Below are 19,027 nucleotides of genomic sequence, written 5' to 3'. Positions count from 1 at the left end.
GGATTTGTAGGTACCAGGGGTGGCGCCGGAAATCTGAACCGGGCATCACGCCGATGATTTGCTATCGGATGTAAGGGCTTGGCAGGTTGAAGAGCGAAATGAACTTCTCGCGGAGATCCTGTGCACCGGTGACGCGCACGCCCACGGTTTCGGGGGCTTCGTCGCCGTAGAAGACGGCCGCAAGGGGTGGTGCGGCAGGGGCTTCGAAGCGCAGGTCGGGGGCTTCATCCGCGCCGCGCGTCACCGGCATCGCGCCACCGGCAAGCCGGGCGGTGAACTGCGCCGTGCCGATTACGAAGACCGTCACCGCCTTCATGTCCTGCGCCGCCGCGGCATCGAACATCGTCCGCAGGGACAGCATGAACGAGATCGGCGACAGCGGCAGCGTGGGGTCGTGCAACGGAGAGGCGGCGGCCCAGCGGCCCAGCTCCTGCAGGATCGGTTCGGCCGCATAGCCCCAGTCCGTCAAGCCATACAATTGCGCCGGTGCCGGATCCGGCGCCGTGGAGCGGATGACGACGCCGTTGGCCTCGAGCCCCGAAAGCCGTTCGGTCAGCACCTTGGCGCTGATCCCCGGCAGGTTCGCACGGATGTCACTGAACCGGCGCGGCCCGAACATCAGTTCGCGCACGACCAGCATCGACCAGCGTTCGCCCAGGAGTTCCAGCCCGAACGCCGTGCCGCACGCGTCGCCGTACCAGCGCCCATGGGGGGATTCTGCCGATTTGGTTACTTTTTGTTTCTTCATGATTGCTTTTAGTAACTCTCTCTGCTTGGCTTGTCCACACTGACGACTCGGCAAGGGAGGAAACCAATGCCCCAGATGATCTTCATAAACCTGCCCGTGGCAGATCTCGACCGGTCGGTCGCGTTCTACGAGGCGATCGGATTTACCAGAAATCCGATGTTCAGCAACGAACAGGCGGCCAGCATGGTCCTGTCTGACACGATCTGCGTGATGCTGCTGACCCATGGATTCTGGGCGACATTCACCGACCGCCGCCGGGTCGACCCGGCGCGAGAGGCGCAGGTGCTGCTTTGCATCAGCCGCGAGGACAAGACGGCAGTGGATGCCATCACCCGGGCCGCGACGGCTGCGGGGGGCACCGCCGATCCCTGTCCGGTTCAGGACCACGGCTTCATGTACGGGCGCAGCTTTGCCGATCCCGACGGACATATCTGGGAACCCATGTGGATGAGCGCCGAAGCTGTCGAGAAGGGACCGGCCGAGATGTCCGATGCCGGTTGATCCGAACGCCGCCATCACCATCACCGCTTTCGACTGGGTGCCGGAGTTCGCCCGCGGGCAGGTCCGTGACCTGCGCGTCCGCTGGGCGCTCGAGGAAACCGGGCAGGACTATGCTGTCCGTTATCTCCCGCAGGGATGCCAGAAAAAGGCCGCACATCGCGCGCTTCAGCCGTTCGGGCAGGTGCCGACCTATGAGGATGGCGATGTGACCCTGTTCGAAAGCGGCGCCATCCTCTGGCATATTGCCGAACGCTTCCCTGGCCTCATGCCCGCACCGCCAGACGGGCAATGCCGGTCGCTCGAATGGCTCTTTGCCGCGCTGAACACCGTCGAGCCGCTGATCATGGACCGGGCGCAGATGACGATCTTCGAAGCGGCAGAGCCATGGTCCGCGCCGCGCCTGCCGGGCATCGACGAAAGGATCACCGAACGATTACAGGAGGTATCCGACCGTCTCGGCGCGGCCGAATGGTTGGCCGGTGGCTTTTCCGCCGGCGACCTGATGATGGTCAGCGTCCTGCGGATCATCGAAGGCGCAGGCCTGATCGAAGCCTTCCCGAACCTCGCCGATTACGTCACGCGGGCCAAGAGCCGCCCTGCCTTCCGGCAGGCGATGGCCGATCACATGGCCGGCTTCACGGGCCATCCGCCGTCCGGGCCCGACGAACGGACGGCAGAGCATCACCCCAAGCAAGGAGTACTCACATGACCTACGTCGCAGGCTTCCTCACCCCCGTGCCGAACGGGAACAAGCAGGCCTATATCGACAGCGCCCGCAAGGCCTGGCCGTTGTTCAGGGACTACGGCGCGCTGCAGATCGTCGAGACCTGGGGCGACCAGATCCCTGACGGGACGCACACCGATTTCAAGCGCGCCGTGGCGCTGGAGGACGGAGAGACGGTCTGCTTCTCCTGGATGATCTGGCCCGACAAGGAAACCCACGACAAATGCGGTGCCAGCATGCAGACCGATCCCCGCTGGCAGGACATGGACATGCCCTTCGACGGCAAGCGCATGATGTGGGGCGGTTTCACCCCCATCTACGAGGAGACGGCCACGAAGGATGCCGGACCGGGCACCTGAGAAGGAGACCGACGAGGAGACCGACAATGACCAAATCCAGGGCCGCCGTGTTCCTCTGGTTCGATACCGAGGCCGAGGCCGCGGCAAAGTTCTATGCCGACACGTTCCCCGACAGCCATGTCGAAAAGGTGATCCACATCCCCGACGGGGTCCCGAACGCCCCGGCCGGCAGCGTCCAGCTGGTCGAGATGACACTGCTGGGGCTGCCCTACGCACTGCTCAACGCCGGTCCCCATGTCCAACCCAACGACGCCTATTCGCTCCAGGTCTATACCGAGGACCAGGCCGAGACGGACCGGCTGTGGGCTGCCATCACGGGCAACGGCGGAGAGGAGATCATGTGCGGCTGGTGCAAGGACCGCTGGGGCTACCGATGGCAGATCACCCCGCGGATCCTGATGGACGCGCTGTCCCACCCGGACCCTGCCGCCTCGGCCCGGGCGCAGGCGGCCATGATGGAGATGCGGAAGATCGACATTGCCGGTATCGAGGCCGCCCTGCGGGGCAACGCCCAGGCATGACCCTAGATCGGGCGGAGACCATCTGACCTGCGGATTGCGGAAGCTTGACAGTTGCCTGCCATCGACCGCGACACGGTGTGACGCCTCATGCGCCGGTGGCGAGGGCCAGCCCGTCGGCCACGGCCGTGAAGGCCTCGGTGCGCGCCACGGCGGCACCCGGGCAGACCTCGCGCATCTCGCGTTCGATCAGGCTCATGAGGCTCGACCCGCCGACCAGGACAATCGTGTCGATCCGGTCCACCCCGGCCCGGTCCAGCGTTTCGGTCGCGGCGTCCCGCAAGGGGGCGGCAAAATCGGCAAGGCAATCGTCGAGCGTGCGGGGCGTGATCCCGGCGGACAGGCCCTTCTCGATCAGGCCCATCGCGATGCGGACGTCATCGGCCCCTTGGTTCGCCGCGATCTTGCCGCGTTCGACGGCAAAGGCCAGATCGTGGCCCAGTTCTTCCTCCAGCACGGTGGACAGGCGGCCCAGAACGCCGGGCTTTTCGGCCAGCTTCACCATCCGCGCGACCTCGCGCCGGGTTTCGGGGGTGTAGAGGAACGGGATCTTGGCCCAGGTCGCAAGGTCCACGTAGATCGCGGCGGGCGTCGGCAACAGGCCCGGCCCCATCTCGCGCCGCAAGGCACCGCCATGACCCAGATGCGGCATGGCATGGGCCATCGACACGGCATGGTCGAAATCTGTCCCGCCCAGCCGGATGCCGTGACTGGCGAGGATCCGGACGGCGCCATCTTCGGCCGTGAACACGGAGAAGTCAGACGTACCGCCGCCTATGTCGACGATCAGCCCCGTCCCCCCGGCCGCGTTCGCGCCATGGCTGGCCAGCGCCGCGGCCTCGGGTTCGAACATGAATTCCACCGTGTCGAACCCGGCCGCGTCATAGCAGGCGCGCAGGTCGGCCTCGGCGCGGGCGTCCCGGTCCGGGTCGGCGGTGTGGAAATGGACCGGCCGGCCGGACAGGGCCCGTGTGAATTGCCGCCCGGTCTCCTGCTCGGATCGTTGTTTCACCTGGGCGAGAAAGGCCGAAACCACGTCCGCCAGCGTGCGCCGCTTGCCCGAGATCAGGCGTTCCTCGTGAAACAGCGACGTTCCCAGAACGCTTTTCAGTGCGCGCATGTAGCGCCCTTCCTCGCCCGCGACCAGCGCCCGTGCGGCGGCTGACCCGATCAGCATCGGGCCGCCGCCCTCAGGAAAGAAGACGGCGGTCGGGAGTGTCTCGGCCCCGGTCTCGACCCGCAGGCGGCGGGGGCGGCCGTTGTCCAGAACGGCAGCAGCGGAATTCGACGTGCCGAAGTCGATGGCAAGCGTGTCGGTCGACATGGGCAGGACCATTTCGAAGCTGGGAATCGGGAAGGCGCACCGGGTACCCAATCCGGGGCCGGGCCGCAAGATCGAGCCTTGCGGGCCCACCACCGAACGGATCGCGGCCATGCGGCTTCCGGCCGGCCTGCCGCTTGGCCCTAACCCGCAGCACCGGAGGCGGGAATTTGAACCCGCCCGTGATCTTCCCGGCGCATCGGTCTGCCTAACTCTTGCCTCATGACGGACCGGCGGGCCGGATCAGACCTGATCGTCAACTGCGCGGTCGTGGATGAAGTATTCCGGGTGATCCTGGCCGAAGACCTCGATATCCAGTTGCAGCTTGTCCAGGTGCTCTTCCATCGCGCGGGCCGCCGTGTCGGCGTCGCCCGCCTCGATGGCGTCGACCACCGCGGTGTGCTCGCGGATCACCATCTCCAGCCGCCCCTCCTGCGGCAGGGTCAACTGGCGGTAGCGGTCGACCTGGATCTTCAGGGTGCGGATGATGTCCCAGATCCCGGGATAGCCCGCCATCGTGGCAAGTGCTGCATGAAAAGCCTCGTCCGCGGCGTGGAACGGCGCCAGTTCACCCCTGTCGGCCAGCATGCGCTGCCGGGCCAGCTGGTCGCGCAGATAGGTCATGTCGTCGGGCGTGGCACGATCGACCGTGTTGCGCACGATCATCACCTCGAGCGCGCGACGCGCGACGATGGCTTCGATCAGGCCCGAGACCGGGATCCGCCCCACGAACGTGCCCGATTTCGGCACGATCTCGACCAGTTTTTCCTTTGCCAGTCGTTGCAGCGCCGCGCGCACGGGCGTGCGGCTGACACCGAATTCCCGCGTCAGGGTCAGTTCCGAAACGGGCGTGCCGGGCAGCAGCTCCATCGAGGCGATGGCGCCGTGCAGCTTTTCATAGACGATGTCGGCGCTGGTCCGGTCACTGGAACTGGAAAACCGCGCCGCCCCCCTGGGCCCTTGTCCGGGAGAGCGCTTGCGTGGCGCGTCCTGATTGCCCGACACCCGGCCGTCCTTCGGGTTTGGCGTTCGCCCTTCGGTGCTCTCGCTGGCCATGTTCCGGACTCCGTTCCAGTTGCGTCGGTCGATCTCTGGCCACCCCAAATGCCCGGTTTCCATCGCCGCGACCATAGCCGGTTTCACACCCTCAAGGAGAGCGCCCGAAATTCCTGCAAGCATGCCTTGTATACGAGATTTAACTAGTATACAAGTTGCAAATACCCGACTCGAGATCGGGACAAGGAGGGGCCATCCGCCGAACGCGGCTGGCCTGGAGAACCCAGGGAGGAATGACAATGAAATTTGCCAAACTCGGCGCCCTTGCAGGGGCAGCCGTCTTGACGCTTGCCAGTGCGACATCGGCACTGGCGCAGCAGACCCTGAAATGGGCCCATGTCTACGAGGAAGGCTCGGGCTATCACCAGGTTGCGCTGTGGGCGGCGGAACAGATCGCCGAACGCACCGACGGGCGCGTCGACGTCCAGGTCTTCCCGGCCTCGTCGCTGGGCAAGGAAGTCGAGATCAACGAAGGCCTGGGCATCGGTGCCGTCGACATCATCTATACCGGCCCCAGCTTCGTCGAACGCTATTACGGGCCGATCGCGATTTCCGACTACCCGTTCATCATGCGCGGCTACGATCACTGGAAAAACTACCGTGACAGCGATCTCTTTGCCGAGCTGTCGGACGGTTACAAGGACGCGACCGGCCACACGGTGATGGGCCTTGTCTATTACGGCCAGCGCCACGTGACATCGAATTTCCCGATCACCCAGCCGTCCGACATGGAAGGGCTGAAGATCCGGGTGCCGAATTCGCCCGTCATGCTGATGTTCCCCAACGCGGTCGGCGCGAACCCGACGCCTATGGCGTTTTCCGAGGTCTATCTTGCGCTGCAGCAGGGCGTGGTCGATGCGCAGGAAAACCCGCTGCCGACGATCCAGTTCAAGAAGTTCTACGAGGTCCAGTCGAACATCAACCTGACGGGGCATATCCTGAACTCGCTTCTCATCATCGTGTCCGACAGCGCCATGTCGCGGCTGGGCGATGATGCCGCCATTGTCGAGGAGGTGCTGGAAGAGGCAGCCGCCAGGGTCTCGCAAGAGATCTATGACAGCGAGCAGAGCCTCGTGGCGTGGTTCCGCGACCAGGGCATCAACGTGAACGAGATCGACAAGGAACCCTTCCAGAACGCGGTCAAGCCGATGCTGACGGACACCTCCAAGGTGCCCTACGAGCTGGATCATTTCGAGCGGTTGCAAGGTCTCTGAGGCTGCTGCCGGCGATGAAGGATCCCGACAATCAGGTGAAGGACGAAGGGCACGGCCGCGATGCGGCCGGCCCTTTCGTCGATGGCGAAGACACCGCGCCGCTGGACATCAAGGCCGTCGACCTGCCGGGGCTGATCGCGCTCTGGCTGCTGGCGGTGATCGTCTTCCTGCAGTTTTTCACCCGCTATGTGCTGAACGACAGCATTGCCTGGACCGAAGAGATCGCGCGCTACGTGCTGATCCTCGTCGCGTTCCTGGGCGCGGTCACGGTCAGCCGCAAGGGCACCCACATCTTCCTTGAATTCTTCTACCGCTACCTGCCGGACCGTATCGCCAAGTGGCTGAGCGTGGCGATGGAGGCGCTGAGCCTCGGGTTCTGGGCCTACCTGTCCTGGCTGGCGGTCGAACTGGCGTTGAAGACACGAACCAAGATGGCCTCGGCCGAGATCCCCAAGAGCCTGCTTTACTGGGCGGTCGCGGCCGCCCTGGCGGCGATGGCGATCTTTTCCCTGATGTGGCTTGTCCGGAAGATCCGCCAGAGCCCCGAAGTTGTAAGGCGCGAGATCGAGGATCACGCGCTGTCCGATGTTTCCGACTGACATGAAAGCCCGTTCCAAATGATCCTGACGTTCATGTTCGTAATCCTGTTCGTGCTGCTGATCCTGGGCGCGCCGGTGGCGGTGGCGCTGGGGCTGGCGTCGCTGTTCTTCATCTCGCAGTCGGGGATGCCGGATGTCGTGGTGCTTCATAACATGGTCAACGGCATCAACTCCTTCCCGCTGATCGCGGTGCCGTTCTTCATCCTTGCCGGTCACCTGATGAACACGTCGGGGATCACCAACAAGATCTTCGCCTTCGCCCGCGCGACCGTCGGCTGGATGCACGGCGGGCTGGGGCACGTGAACGTGGGCGCCAGCGTCGTCTTTGCGGGCATGTCGGGCGCGGCGGTGGCCGATGCGGGCGGCCTTGGCAATATCGAGATCAAGGCCATGCGCGATGCCGGCTACGACACCGACTTTTCGGTCGGGATCACCGCGGCGTCGTCGACCATCGGGCCGATCATACCGCCGTCCCTGCCGCTGGTGGTGTATGGCGTGATCGCCAATGCCTCGATCGGGCAGCTGTTCGCGGCGGGGCTGGTGCCGGGTTTCGTGATGGCGGCATCGCTGATGGCGATGGTCGCCGTCTTCTCGCGGATCCGGGGCTACCCGCGCGACGAACGTTTCCTGATCGGGCATTTCCTGCGCAGTTTCGGCCACGCGATCCTGCCGCTGTTCACGCCCATCATCATCGTCGGCGGCATCCTGACCGGCGCCTTCACCCCGACCGAGGCCGCGATTGCGGCCGTCGTCTATGCCCTGGCCCTGGGTGTGTTCGTCTACCGGACCCTGAACCTTCGCCGGATCCTGCGGGTGTCGATGGACACGGTCGAGACCACGGCCTCGATCATGATGATCGTTGCGGCCTCGGCGATCTTCGGCTGGATCCTGACCGCCAACCAGGTGGCGCAGAAATTCGCCGGCACCCTGCTGGCCTTCACCGACAGCCCGGCCGCGATCTTGCTGATCATCATGGCGGTGGTGCTGGTGGTGGGCTGCTTCATGGAAACCATCGCCGCGATCACCATCCTGACGCCGGTCCTGCTGCCGGTGGCCATCAGCATCGGGATCGACCCGGTGCATTTCGGGATCATCCTGATCCTCAACCTGATGATCGGGCTGTTGACCCCGCCGGTGGGGCTGGTGCTTTACGTGTTGTCGAAGGTCGCCGACGTGCCTTTCGAACGCTGCGTGATCGCCACCGCACCGTTCCTGGTGCCGCTGCTGGCGGTCCTGCTGCTCCTGACCTTCGTACCCGCCCTGTCGATGTGGCTGCCGACGGCGATCTACCGATAGCCGGGCCCGCGAACCGAGGCGTGGCGTCTGTCTCGGGCGTCGAGGCTGGTGGTTGTCATGGGATCCGGGTTGCGCTGGTTCTGTCGCAACGTTCCCCTTCGGCATGAAAAGGCGACCGTGGTCGGCGATCACGCCTCACCGCTTGGGTGGATCGCCAGTGGGCAGCCTTCTCTCAGTTGTCCTTTTCGGACCATGTATGCCGTCCTGATCCGGTCCAAAGTTGCCCTTGCTGATCTTAGAGATTTGCAACTCGTCATTCGGACCTCATCGACAGATCACGATGGCTGACAGGCCATACGGGCAGGGTTTGCGACGCAATCTTGTCAAGGTGACGGGAAATACCAAAGGCGCGGGCCCGGCGTACCCTCATCATGCCATTGGTCGGGGTCGTCCCTGCATGTGCGGACGTCCCTGAAAACATCACTCCGGGGGCACGATGCCCGCGTCCGATCCTGACCCTGCCGGAAGGCGAGGCCGGACAGCCGTTGGCGGCCACGCCGAAGTGCCCGAACCCCGCCCATGGCTGGGAAAGCATGAAGAAAGTTGGACTTCCCAATTTATCGGTGAAATTTTTGTTTCACTTATTGTACGAATCTGTTTCACTTAGCGGGACAAACGGACTGGGGATCCGTTCGAGGGAGGAAAACGTGCCGGACTCTGGCGTTGCATCCGTGCAGACGATCGGGCGTGCTTCGATGGTGCTGAAAGTGCTGTCGGAGGGCGATTCCGGCGGCATGCGCCTGTCGGACGTGGCCCTTGCCATCGGGCTGGGCAAGTCGACCGTTTCGCGGATCCTGCGCGCGCTTATCGATGTCGGGTACGTCGAGACGGATGCGTCGGGGAAGCGCTATCGGCTGGGCTATTGTCTGTTCAATCTGGGCAACGCCGCGCGTCGGTTCCATATCATCGAACTCGCCCGGCCGGCACTGGCGCGGCTGGCGGTGGCGACGGGCGACACGATCTTCCTGTCGCTGCGCGACGGGGATCAGGCGCATTGCGTGGATCGCCAGACGGGGGCCTATCCGATCCGCACCCTGACGCTTTCGGTGGGGGATCGTCGGCCTTTGGGGGTGGGGGCCGGTTCGCTTGCGCTGCTGGCCTTCGAGCCCGAGGCCGAGATCGACCGCATCATCGCCACCACGCAGGAGGCCCGCCGCCCCTTTGCGGCCTTCGGGGACGATGCATTGCGGGGGATGATCAGCGCATCGCGGGCGCGGGGATATGTCGTCAACGACGGTCATATCGTCAGCGCGATGAATGCCGTGGGCGTGCCGGTGATCGACGCGGATGGCCGGGTGGCCGCCGCGCTGTCGGTCGCGGCGATCCGGGAGCGGGTGGAACCGCCCCGGCTGGAGGAACTCGTGGCCCTGCTGAGGGCCGAGGCCGGCGATCTGGGAACCGTGATCGGCCGTCGCCGCGACAGCGAAGCGCGGACACAGGAACTGCAAGGGAGAGGAACAGGAAATGACGGAAGGTCCGGGCCTGCGCCGTGACAATTTCGACTGGGAACGATTCCTGGAACTGCTGGGGCTGATGCACCGCATCCGCGCCTTCGAGGAGGAGGCGATCGCTGGCCAGAAGGAGGGCCTGGTGCTGGGCGCCATCCACCCGTCAATCGGGCAGGAGGCGGTCGCGGCGGGTGTCTGCGGCAATCTCGAAACCGCCGACCTGATGCTGTCGACCCATCGCGGCCACGGTCACACGCTGGCCAAGGGCGCCGATGGTCTGGCGATGATGCGTGAACTGTTCGGGCGCAAGGGCGGGACCTGCGGCGGCAAGGGTGGATCCATGCATATCGCCGATTTCGGCGTGGGCATGCTGGGTGCGAACGGTGTTGTCGGCGCCAATATCCCGATTGCCACCGGGGCGGCCCATGCCCTGAAGCTTCAGGGGTCACGCCAGATCGTGACCTGTATCTTCGGTGACGGTGCGGTGAACCGCGGCCCGTTCATGGAGGGGCTGAACTGGGCGCGGGTGTTCGATCTGCCGGTGCTGTTCGTCTGCGAGGACAACAATTTCTCGGCCACCACGCGCACGCGCGAGATGACCGGCGGCGCCGGGGCCGGAGCACGGGCCGAAAGCCTTGGCATCGAGACGACCGAGGTCGATGGCAACGATCTGACGGCCGTCGATGCGGCGGCGCGGGCGGCCATCGATGCCGTGCGCGCGGGGCAGGGGCCGCGGTTCCTGACCTGCCATACCTACCGGATGACGGGGCATACCTCGGTCGATCCGGCAGCTTATCGTCCGGCGCAGGAGGTCGAGGAATGGCGCGGCAACGATCCCATCGCGCGGCTGGAGGTCGCCCTGCGGATGGCCGGGATCGAGGATGCACAGCTGACCGAACTGCACCGCAGCGAAGCGGCGGCAATGGCCGAAATCGCCCGCACGGCGCGCGAGACCGATTGGCCGGAGGCCGCCGGCGCCTTCACGGATGTGCAGGATGTGGGTGACCCGCGCGAAAGGGCGTACTGATGACGATGTCGACCTATCTGGAAGCTGGCCGCCGCGCCGTGATCGAGGAAATGGAACGCGACGCGTCCGTCTGGGCTCTGGGAGAGGACCTGGGCCGCGGCGGCGTCTTCGGCCAGTACAAGGGCCTGCAGGAGATGTTCGGCACTGGCCGCATCGCCGATACGCCGATCTCCGAGGCCTGCATCATGGGCGCCGCCGTCGGTGCCGCGATGACCGGAACCCGGCCCATCGTCGAGATGCGGTTTTCCGATTTCGCGCTCTGTGCTGTGGATGAACTGGTGAACCAGGCGGCCAAGGCGCGATTCATGTTCGGGGGCCAGATGCGGGTGCCGCTGGTGGTGCGTGAACCCGTGGGCATGTGGCGGTCGTCCGCCGCGCAGCATTCGCAGTCGCTGGAAAGCTGGTACACGCATATTCCCGGGCTGGTGGTCGTCGCGCCGTCGACCCCGGCCGATAACCTGGGCCTGCTGAAAGCCGCCATCCGGTGCGACGATCCTGTCGTCTACATGGAGCACAAGAACCTCTGGGGGCTGGAGGGCGAACTGCCCGAAGGCGACCACATGGTTCCACTGGGCAAGGCGGATATCGCGCGCGAGGGGCGGGACGTGACGCTCGTCACCTGGTCGGGGATGCGGCAAGGCTGCCTGAAAGCGGCCGAGACGCTGGCCTCTGACGGTATCGAGGCCGAGGTGATCGACCTGCGCACGCTCTGGCCCTGGGACCGCGATGCGGTGATGGCCTCGGTCGAGAAGACAGGGCGGCTGCTGGTTGTCCACGAAGCGGTGACGGTGTCGGGCTTCGGCGCCGAGATCGCGGCGAGCGTGGCCGAAGCGCTGCATTTCCGCCTGAAGGCGCCGGTGTCGCGTCTGGGCGCGCCCCGGATCCCGGTCGCCTATGCGCCGACGATGGAGGACGAGGCCCGCGTCAGCCCGGCGCGGATCGTGGCGGCTGTGCGAAAGACGATGCAGCCTGCAGAGGTTTCCTGAAACCGAAGGCGTCGGGGAGGCGCCGAACACTATCAATCATGGGAGGAGAAATCATGATGAACCTGAAGACATGGATTGCCGCGGGTGCGGCAGTGGCGTCGCTGGGCGTTGCTCCGGCAATGGCGCAGGACAATTACAAGGACGAATACCGCGTCTCGACCGTGGTTCCGGCACCGTTTCCCTGGGGCCTGACCGCGGACCGCTGGGCCGAACTGGTGGCCGAGCGGACCGACGGGCGGATCAACATGAAGATCTATCCCGGCGTGCAGCTGGTACAGGGGGACCAGACGCGCGAATTCACCGCTTTGCGGCAGGGCGTGATCGACATGGCGGTCGGCTCGACCATCAACTGGTCGCCCCAGATCAACGAGCTGAACCTGTTCTCGTTGCCGTTTCTGATGCCGGATTACGCGGCGCTGGACGCGCTGACTCAGGGCCCGGTTGGCGAGAAGCTGTTCGAGGTCGTAGAATCGAAGGGCGCGATCCCGCTGGCCTGGGCCGAAAACGGCTTTCGCGAGGTCACGAACTCCAAGAAACCGATCCGCACCCCCGCGGACATGAAGGGCCTGAAACTGCGTGTCGTGGGCTCGCCGATCTACAACGATATGTTCACCGCGCTTGGTGCAAACCCGACGCAGATGAGCTGGGCTGATGCACAGCCGGCGCTGACCACCGGTGCGGTGGACGGGCAGGAAAACCCGCTGACCATCTACACCGTTCTGAAGATGCATGAGCTGGGCCAGACCTACGTGACGCTGTGGGGCTACGTGGCCGATCCGCTGATCTTCGCGGTGAACCCCGAGGTCTTCAACAGCTTCACCCCCGAAGATCAGGAAATCCTTCGTCAGGCGGCCATCGATGCGGGCGCCTACGGGGTCGAGGTTGCGCGCAAGGGCCTGACGGGCGGTGACACCTCCCTGATCGACGAGGTCAAGGGGTACGGGGTCGACGTGGTCACGCTGACCGACGAAGAACGCCAGCAGTTCGTCGATGCGACGCGCGGTGTCTACGACGCCTGGAAGGAAAAGATCGGCGTCGATCTGGTGAACGAAGCGGAAAAATCGATCGAGAACCGCTGATCCAAACCGGGGTTCGCGCGATCTGCGCGGACCCCGACCGAAATTGACTCCCCACCAGAATTAGGAGCGCGCGATGGCGACCGAGCCTGACGGAGTGCCCGTCGAAGTGAATCCCGAAGACGCGGACAACGCCCACACCATCGTACCTGTTCGCATCGAAGAGGCGCTGGGTGCCGCCGCCATGGCGGCGATCTGCCTGATTTCCTTCGGCAATGTCGTGGTGCGCTACACGACCAACGTATCCTTCGCGTTCACGGAGGAATATTCGGTCTTCCTGCTGGTCTTCATGACATTCGTCGGTGCTTCGGCCGCCTTCGCGGGCAACCGTCACATCCGCATCACCTTCCTGCTCGACCGGTTGCCGCCGGCGTTGCAGTGGGTCTGCGAGATGATCACCCTTGTGGCGACGACGCTCATGTTCTCGCTCGTGCTCTATTACGGCGCGCGCGTCACCTATTCCGAATGGTACTGGGAAGAGACGACACCCGGTCTGGGCAATCCCACCTGGATCTACACGATCTGGATGCCGATCCTGTGCGTGGCGATCCTGCTGCGCGTTCTGGGCCGGGGCTGGGCGGTGCTGATCCGGCGGCGGGGGGCATCGCAATGATCACCGCCAACCTCATGCTGCTTGTCGTCTTCGTCTTCCTGATGATGATCGGCACGCCCATTGCCGTCGCGCTTGGTATCGGCGGCGTGGTCGGCGTGTATCTCGGGCTCGACCTTACCGCGATGGGCATGATCGGGCCGAACACCTATGCGGCGATTGCCAAGTATCCGTTGATCGCCATCCCGCTTTTCATCCTGACCGGCGCCGTCTTCGAACGTTCGGGCGTCGCTGCGCGGCTGGTGGAATTCGCCCAGGCCATGATCGGCCCGCGTCGCGGCGGGCTGGCGCTGGTGGCGATCCTTGTCTGCATGATCATGGGCGGGATGTCCGGGTCCGGGCCCGCGGATGCGGCAGCGGTGGCCACCGTGATGCTGCCGTCGATGGTGAAGGCGGGGTATCCCAAGCCCTTCACCGCCAGCGTGATCGCGGCCTCCGCCTCGACCGCGATCCTGATCCCTCCGTCGATCGCGATGATCGTCTATTCGGTGATCATCCCCGGCATGGATCTGCGCGCGCTTTTTGCTGCCGGTCTGATCCCCGGCATCATGCTGGGCGCCGCCGTCGCGGTGCCGACGCTGATCCTGAGCCGCAAGCACGACTTCGGCGCCCAGGAATCGACCGAACGCCCGCCCTTCTGGCCCAGCCTGCGCCGCGCCGTGCCGGGGCTGATGGCGCCGGTCATCATCCTGGGCGGTCTGCGGTCGGGCCTTTTCACCCCGACCGAAACGGCGGTTGTCGCGGTGGCCTACGGGCTGTTCGTTGGCACTGTCCTCTACCGCACCATGACCCTGCGCGACGTCTACAACGTGCTGGCCGACAGCGCCAAGATCTCGGGCGTGCTGATGCTGATCCTGTCGCTGGCGGGGCTGTTCGCCTGGGCCGGTTCGACGATGGGTGCGTTCGACGCCACCACGCAGGCGCTGTTGTCGGTCAGCGACAACCAGTGGGTAATCCTGGTGCTGCTGATGCTGATCATGCTGCTGGCCGGGATGGTGCTGGACGGCGTGTCGATCTACCTGATCGCGCTTCCGCTGCTCGTGCCGATCGTGCAGGCTTTCGGCTGGTCCTATGTCTGGTTCGGCGTCGTGATGGCGATCAACATCGCCATGGGGCAGTTCACGCCCCCGGTCGCCGTAAACCTGATGGTCACTGCCAAGGTCGCCAACGTACCGCTGGAATCCACCTTCCGATGGGTTGGCTGGCTGCTCTTGGCGATGGCCGTCGCGCTGGGACTGATCCTGGCATTCCCCGAAATCGCGCTCTGGCTGCCCCGGCTGCTGGGCTATCGCATTACCTGAATGGACCTGAGACATGACTGAATCGAACGAGATGACCGGCGGCGAGGCACTGGCACGGGCGCTTATTGCCCACAACGCCGGGCCGATCTTCGGCATGGGTGGCTTCCAGTTGCTGCCCTTCTACGATGCCGCGCGGCGGCTGGGGCTGAACCACCACCTGATCAACGACGAACGCTGCGGCACCTTCGCGGCGGATGCCTATGCCAAGGTGTCGGGCCGGGTGGGTCTGGTCGACGCGACGCTGGGGCCGGGGGCCACGAACCTTGTCACCGGCCTTGTCGAGGCGTTGAACGCCGGGTCGCCCATCGTGGCGATCGTGGGCGATACCCACCGCGATCATTCGTGGAAGAACATGACGCAGGAGGCCCACCAGACCGAGATCCTGCGCCCGGCCGCCAAGGAGGTGATCCGGGTGGAATCCGTCCAGCGCATCCCCGAACTGCTGCGGCGCGCGTTCATCGTGGCGACAACCGGGCGGCCCGGCCCTGTCGTGTTGATCGTGCCCGAGGATGTGGCGCACGGAACGTACGGCTTCGAGGACGAGGATTTCCTCTGCGATGCCCGGTACGAGGCTGCTCCGGCCCTTCGTTGTCGGCCAGACGCGGCGGCCCTTGCCGAAGCCGCGGCACTGCTGGCCAATGCGGAACGGCCGCTGATCCTGGCCGGGGGCGGTGTTCATATCTCGCAAGCGGCCGAGGATCTGCAGGCCTTCGCCGAAGCAGCGCAGATCCCCGTCGCGCACACAATGAGCGGCAAGGGCGCTATTGCCTGCACCAGCCCGCTGTCCGCCGGGTTGTTCGGCCGTTACGACCGGATCGCCAACGGGCTGATCGCGGACAGCGATTGCCTGCTTGTGGTCGGCTGCAAGCTGGGGGAAATCGCCACCAAGCGCTACACGGTGCCGGGACCGGGCAAGCGGGTGATCCATCTGGATTGCGTGGCCGAGGAAATCGGCCGCACCTATTCCCCGGAACTGCCGCTCTGGGGCGACGCGCGCGAGGGGATCCGCGATCTGCACGCCGCGCTGGAGGACAAGGCTGTGCCCGGCGCGCGCAAGGACTGGTGCGACGGTGTGGTGAGCAAGATGGACGAATGGCGGAAGATGGCCAACGCCCGCCTGACCAGCGAGGAAGTCCCCGTATCAATGGGCCGAATGATCGGCGAACTGAACGAGAACCTGCCCGATGACGCGATCCTGATCGCCGATGGCGGGTTCGCGGCCCATTGGGGCGGTCTGCTTTATGACAGCAAGAGGCCCGGCCGCGGCTTCGTGCCGGATCGTGGCTTCGCCTCGATCGGCTACGGTCTGCCCGGTGCCATCGGCGCCTGCCTTGCAGCGCCGGATCGTGCCGTGTTTGCGATCACCGGCGATGGCGGCTTCAACATGGTGCTGGGTGAGATCGAGACCGCGCGCCGCATGAAGCTGGCCCCGGTGATCATGGTCGTGAACAACGCCGCCTCGGGCTATGTCAAGGCGCTTCAGCACCTGATGTACGGTGAAGGCAGCTACCAGTCGAGCGACCTGGCCGAAACGAACTACGCGGTGGTGGCCGAGGCGATGGGCTGCCTGGGTATCCGGGTCGAGACGCCGGATGCACTGGGCGACGCGATCCGCCGGGGGCTGGCCGAAACGGGGCGGCCCACCGTGCTCGACGTGGTGGTGACGCGCGATCCGGGCAAGATGCTGCCCGCGGCCGACAGCCGGGCCGTGAAGGTCAAGAAGGGCGACCGCGTTGCCTGAGCCGCTGCTGGCCGACAGCGTCACCAAACTTGAAGGGGCCGGGGGACGTATCGTCGTCACCGGGTCGCATGGCGGCGTCTTCGCCGCCTGCCTTGCCTTCCGCTCAGGCTGCCGGGCGGTGGTGTTTCATGACGCCGGCGTCGGGCTGGAAGGCGCGGGCGTGGGCGGGCTGGCCTGGCTGGAAACGGCGGGCGTGGCCGCGGCGGCGGTGGATCACCGCAGCGCGCCCATGGGCAACGCGGCGGTGATGCTGGAACATGGCGTGATCTCGCATGTCAACGCGGTGGCGGCCGCGTCGGGTGTTTCACTCGGCATGGAATGTGGCGAAGCGGTGCGGTTGCTGGACGGCGCTGACGGACATTCTGGCGCAGCGCGGGAGGAACGCGGGCCTGCACCCGGAGGGCGGCGCCTTATCCTCGTGGATTCGGCCAGCCTCGTCCGGCCCTCGGACGCCGGGCAGGTCGTCGTCACCGGGTCGCACGGCGCGATCTTCGGGGGCGATCCGGCGAACGCGCTGAAGGCCGATGCCTTTCTTGCGCTGTTCAACGACGCGGGCGGCGCCGCCACGTCGCGCCTGCCGGCCCTGCAGGACCGCGGCATTGCCGCAGCGACCGTCGCGGCGATGAGCGCCCGGATCGGCGACGCCCGTTCCACCTACGAAGATGGCGTGATTTCGGCCTGCAACGATCTGGCGGCCGATTTGGGGGCGGCGCCCGGCATGCCTGCACGCGCGTTTGTCGATATCGCGCTGGCCCTGTAGGCCTTGGCGCGGGGAGACTGTTGCTTTGGTTCAAGTTGGCCAGACCGTGCCCTGGCCGTTGTCGATCAAACGGACGTTGCGCGGAGTTTCGTGGATGTTTTAGTCAGCCCCAACCTTCCACAAGCCAGCCTGCGGCTTTCCGGAGAGTGCGCTCGGAAAGCGAAACGCTGTTTCCCTGCGACAGGAAGCCATGGTTGGCGGTCGGCTCGTGTACATGGGTCAGCGCGACTCCGGCGGCGGCGATCCGAGAGCCGAGTTCGATGCCCTCGTCTCGCAAAGGATCGAACTCGGCTGTGAGAAGCCATGTTCGTGGCAACAGGTCCAGGTCGCCGGCCAGAAGCGGTACGGCATCGGGATGATCGGACTGCGACGGATCGCCGATATACTGGTTCCAGAACCACTCCATGGTTTCCGTCGTCAAACCCCAGCCTGAGCCCCTGTCACGATACGAGGCACGGCCGCGATCCGGGGCGGCCGCGACCGGATAAGCAAGAAGCTGGGCGGAAGGCGAAGACGCGCCTTCGGCGCGCAGGCGGCGGGTGCACGCGATGGCGAGGTTCGCGCCGGCGCTGTCGCCCGCGATGGTGATGGCTGCGGGGTTGGCTCCAATGGATTGGACGTTGTCCTGCACCCAGCGGAATGCGGTTATGCAATCCTCCAGACCGGCGGGGAACCGATTCTCCGGGGCAAGCGCATAGTCGACCGAAACGACCAGCGCACCGCTGGCAAGAGACAGGCTCCGGCACAGCGCGTCGTGGGTGTCGAGGTCGCCGATCACGAATCCGCCGCCATGCAGATACAGGATGACCGGTAGCTCTGACGCGTTGGTCGGGCGGTAGAGGCGAAGCGGAACCTCGCGGGGGCCGGAGGCGATCTTCAGATCCTCGACCGCGTGCATCTGCGGACCGTCCAGCAACAGGTTTCGTTTTCGAAACCCTTCGCGGGCGGTATCCAGAGGCAGTTCGTACATGGGGGGCGCCCCGGCGAGATCCTGCAGGCGTTGAAGCAGATCGGGATCAAGGGTCATGGCAGGGGATTCCCTGTGATGGGGCACGGTACAATTGGCCGTCGGGCTGGCGGGTGCGTCCCGGGCCGGACGGTCGCCCGATGATACAGAACTGGCCGGACCGGGCCAGCGCCAAAGTCGCGCGGTTTCTCGCTGTGAAACGGCGACGCGCCGGAATTCAGGCGGGCGCGCGCGGGGGGTTAACTCGCCGGATACGCACAACGAAAGGCTCCGGCAATGAAGTTCGACAAAGATCGGCTCGCCCTCACGCAGCATCTTCATGCGCTTCTGATCGACTACTGGCACGACGTGGACACCAACTGGGGCCGCAACGCCCCGGACTATTATACCGAGGACGCGGAATTCGTGGGCTCGAAGCACAGCTATATCGGCCGGGAAAAGATCCGCGCTTTCTACCAATGGCGCGAGGACCGGGGAGCGCGTACCGTGATCCATACGGTTCATAACTTCCAGGCAGCGTTCGACGGCGGACCGGACAGGGCGATCTGCCACTGGTTCCTGTTTCTCTATGCCGCCGACGGGGTGCCGGTGCTGCCAAGCGCGCCCGCGGCAAGCGTGACCCGGACCACCGACAGGCTGGTGCGGTCAGTCGATGGCTGGCGTGTCACGCATCGCCGGTTCGAGCCCTGGTTCAAGGGCGCGGAAACGACCAATCCGGACCTGAGCGGCCGGTAGGCGGCGGCGGCCGGGCGCGGCAGGCGCCCGGCCGCGGGTC

Annotated in this window: 20 protein-coding genes; 16 read left to right on the top strand and 4 right to left on the bottom strand. The window is 65.5% G+C overall.

Translation table 11 applies throughout. From position 1 onward, the window contains the following. Positions 1–61 precede the first annotated feature (61 nt). Positions 62–748, bottom strand: coding sequence for a winged helix-turn-helix transcriptional regulator (locus D4754_RS07725; RefSeq protein WP_121062449.1), 687 nt, complete (start codon positions 746–748; stop codon positions 62–64). A gap of 66 nt (positions 749–814) precedes the next feature. Between D4754_RS07725 and D4754_RS07720 the strand changes: the two genes are divergently transcribed. The 4 genes from D4754_RS07720 to D4754_RS07705 are packed head-to-tail and all read left to right on the top strand — an operon-like array spanning position 815 to position 2,853. Further along, positions 815–1,249 (top strand): VOC family protein, encoded by a 435-nt coding sequence (locus D4754_RS07720; RefSeq protein WP_121062448.1) that lies wholly within the window; start codon positions 815–817, stop codon positions 1,247–1,249. Continuing rightward, positions 1,239–1,958 (top strand): glutathione S-transferase family protein, encoded by a 720-nt coding sequence (locus tag D4754_RS07715; protein ID WP_121062446.1) that lies wholly within the window; start codon positions 1,239–1,241, stop codon positions 1,956–1,958. The genes D4754_RS07720 and D4754_RS07715 overlap by 11 nt, the downstream gene beginning before the upstream one ends. After that, positions 1,955–2,332, top strand: coding sequence for a DUF1428 domain-containing protein (locus tag D4754_RS07710; RefSeq protein ID WP_121062444.1), 378 nt, complete (start codon positions 1,955–1,957; stop codon positions 2,330–2,332). Before D4754_RS07715 ends, D4754_RS07710 begins: the two co-directional genes overlap by 4 nt. Before the next feature lie 26 nt (positions 2,333–2,358). After that, entirely contained in the window at positions 2,359–2,853 is a 495-nt protein-coding gene (locus D4754_RS07705; protein WP_121062442.1) for a VOC family protein, read from the top strand. 85 nt (positions 2,854–2,938) lie between these two features. On the opposite strand, the gene D4754_RS07700 is transcribed toward D4754_RS07705, so the two are convergent. Together D4754_RS07700 and D4754_RS07695 are read right to left on the bottom strand one after the other, a co-directional pair. Then, positions 2,939–4,174, bottom strand: coding sequence for an Hsp70 family protein (locus D4754_RS07700; protein WP_121062696.1), 1,236 nt, complete (start codon positions 4,172–4,174; stop codon positions 2,939–2,941). 240 nt (positions 4,175–4,414) lie between these two features. Continuing rightward, positions 4,415–5,227, bottom strand: a complete 813-nt coding sequence (locus D4754_RS07695) for a GntR family transcriptional regulator (RefSeq protein ID WP_121062440.1) — start codon at positions 5,225–5,227, stop codon at positions 4,415–4,417. A gap of 239 nt (positions 5,228–5,466) precedes the next feature. On the opposite strand from D4754_RS07695, the gene D4754_RS07690 reads away from it, so the two are divergent. The 11 genes from D4754_RS07690 to D4754_RS07640 all read left to right on the top strand — a co-directional run bounded on the left by D4754_RS07690 (position 5,467) and on the right by D4754_RS07640 (position 17,285). Continuing rightward, on the top strand, positions 5,467–6,441 hold the full coding sequence (locus D4754_RS07690; protein WP_121062438.1) for a sialic acid TRAP transporter substrate-binding protein SiaP: 975 nt from the start codon (positions 5,467–5,469) through the stop codon (positions 6,439–6,441). Between the two features lie 14 nt (positions 6,442–6,455). Beyond that, the gene (locus tag D4754_RS07685) at positions 6,456–7,040 is read left to right on the top strand and encodes a TRAP transporter small permease (protein ID WP_121062437.1); all 585 of its coding nucleotides are present in this window, start codon (positions 6,456–6,458) and stop codon (positions 7,038–7,040) included. 18 nt (positions 7,041–7,058) lie between these two features. Continuing rightward, positions 7,059–8,336: a TRAP transporter large permease gene (locus tag D4754_RS07680; RefSeq protein ID WP_121062436.1), complete on the top strand. Its 1,278-nt coding sequence runs from the start codon at positions 7,059–7,061 to the stop codon at positions 8,334–8,336. Between the two features lie 647 nt (positions 8,337–8,983). Then, a complete protein-coding gene (locus D4754_RS07675) occupies positions 8,984–9,829 on the top strand; it encodes an IclR family transcriptional regulator (protein ID WP_163025831.1) in 846 nt (281 codons plus the stop codon). Further along, on the top strand, positions 9,801–10,811 hold the full coding sequence (locus D4754_RS07670; protein ID WP_205589599.1) for a thiamine pyrophosphate-dependent dehydrogenase E1 component subunit alpha: 1,011 nt from the start codon (positions 9,801–9,803) through the stop codon (positions 10,809–10,811). The genes D4754_RS07675 and D4754_RS07670 overlap by 29 nt, the downstream gene beginning before the upstream one ends. Continuing rightward, entirely contained in the window at positions 10,811–11,797 is a 987-nt protein-coding gene (locus tag D4754_RS07665) for an alpha-ketoacid dehydrogenase subunit beta (RefSeq protein WP_121062433.1), read from the top strand. The genes D4754_RS07670 and D4754_RS07665 overlap by 1 nt, the downstream gene beginning before the upstream one ends. 56 nt (positions 11,798–11,853) lie before the next feature. Then, complete coding sequence (locus tag D4754_RS07660) at positions 11,854–12,876, top strand: DctP family TRAP transporter solute-binding subunit (protein WP_163025830.1); 1,023 nt, start codon at positions 11,854–11,856, stop codon at positions 12,874–12,876. Positions 12,877–12,949: 73 nt separating this feature from the next. Further along, positions 12,950–13,486, top strand: a complete 537-nt coding sequence (locus D4754_RS07655; RefSeq protein WP_121062430.1) for a TRAP transporter small permease — start codon at positions 12,950–12,952, stop codon at positions 13,484–13,486. Further along, positions 13,483–14,784 carry a TRAP transporter large permease gene (locus D4754_RS07650; protein ID WP_205589598.1) on the top strand — a complete coding sequence of 434 codons (1,302 nt, stop codon included), beginning with the start codon at positions 13,483–13,485 and terminating at the stop codon, positions 14,782–14,784. The genes D4754_RS07655 and D4754_RS07650 overlap by 4 nt, the downstream gene beginning before the upstream one ends. Before the next feature lie 13 nt (positions 14,785–14,797). Next, complete coding sequence (locus D4754_RS07645) at positions 14,798–16,525, top strand: thiamine pyrophosphate-binding protein (RefSeq protein WP_121062428.1); 1,728 nt, start codon at positions 14,798–14,800, stop codon at positions 16,523–16,525. Continuing rightward, positions 16,518–17,285 carry a hypothetical protein gene (locus D4754_RS07640; RefSeq protein WP_121062427.1) on the top strand — a complete coding sequence of 256 codons (768 nt, stop codon included), beginning with the start codon at positions 16,518–16,520 and terminating at the stop codon, positions 17,283–17,285. The genes D4754_RS07645 and D4754_RS07640 overlap by 8 nt, the downstream gene beginning before the upstream one ends. Before the next feature lie 103 nt (positions 17,286–17,388). Here D4754_RS07640 and D4754_RS07635 read toward each other — a convergent pair whose 3' ends face one another. Then, positions 17,389–18,312, bottom strand: a complete 924-nt coding sequence (locus D4754_RS07635; protein ID WP_163025829.1) for an alpha/beta hydrolase — start codon at positions 18,310–18,312, stop codon at positions 17,389–17,391. Between the two features lie 216 nt (positions 18,313–18,528). On the opposite strand from D4754_RS07635, the gene D4754_RS07630 reads away from it, so the two are divergent. Next, positions 18,529–18,987 (top strand): nuclear transport factor 2 family protein, encoded by a 459-nt coding sequence (locus D4754_RS07630; RefSeq protein WP_121062426.1) that lies wholly within the window; start codon positions 18,529–18,531, stop codon positions 18,985–18,987. The last annotated feature ends 40 nt before the right edge of the window (positions 18,988–19,027 follow it).

The sequence above is a fragment of the Chachezhania antarctica genome, from assembly GCF_003646465.1.
Classification (GTDB): Bacteria; Pseudomonadota; Alphaproteobacteria; order Rhodobacterales; family Rhodobacteraceae; genus Chachezhania; species Chachezhania antarctica.
This window is presented reverse-complemented; position numbering and strand designations above follow the sequence as displayed.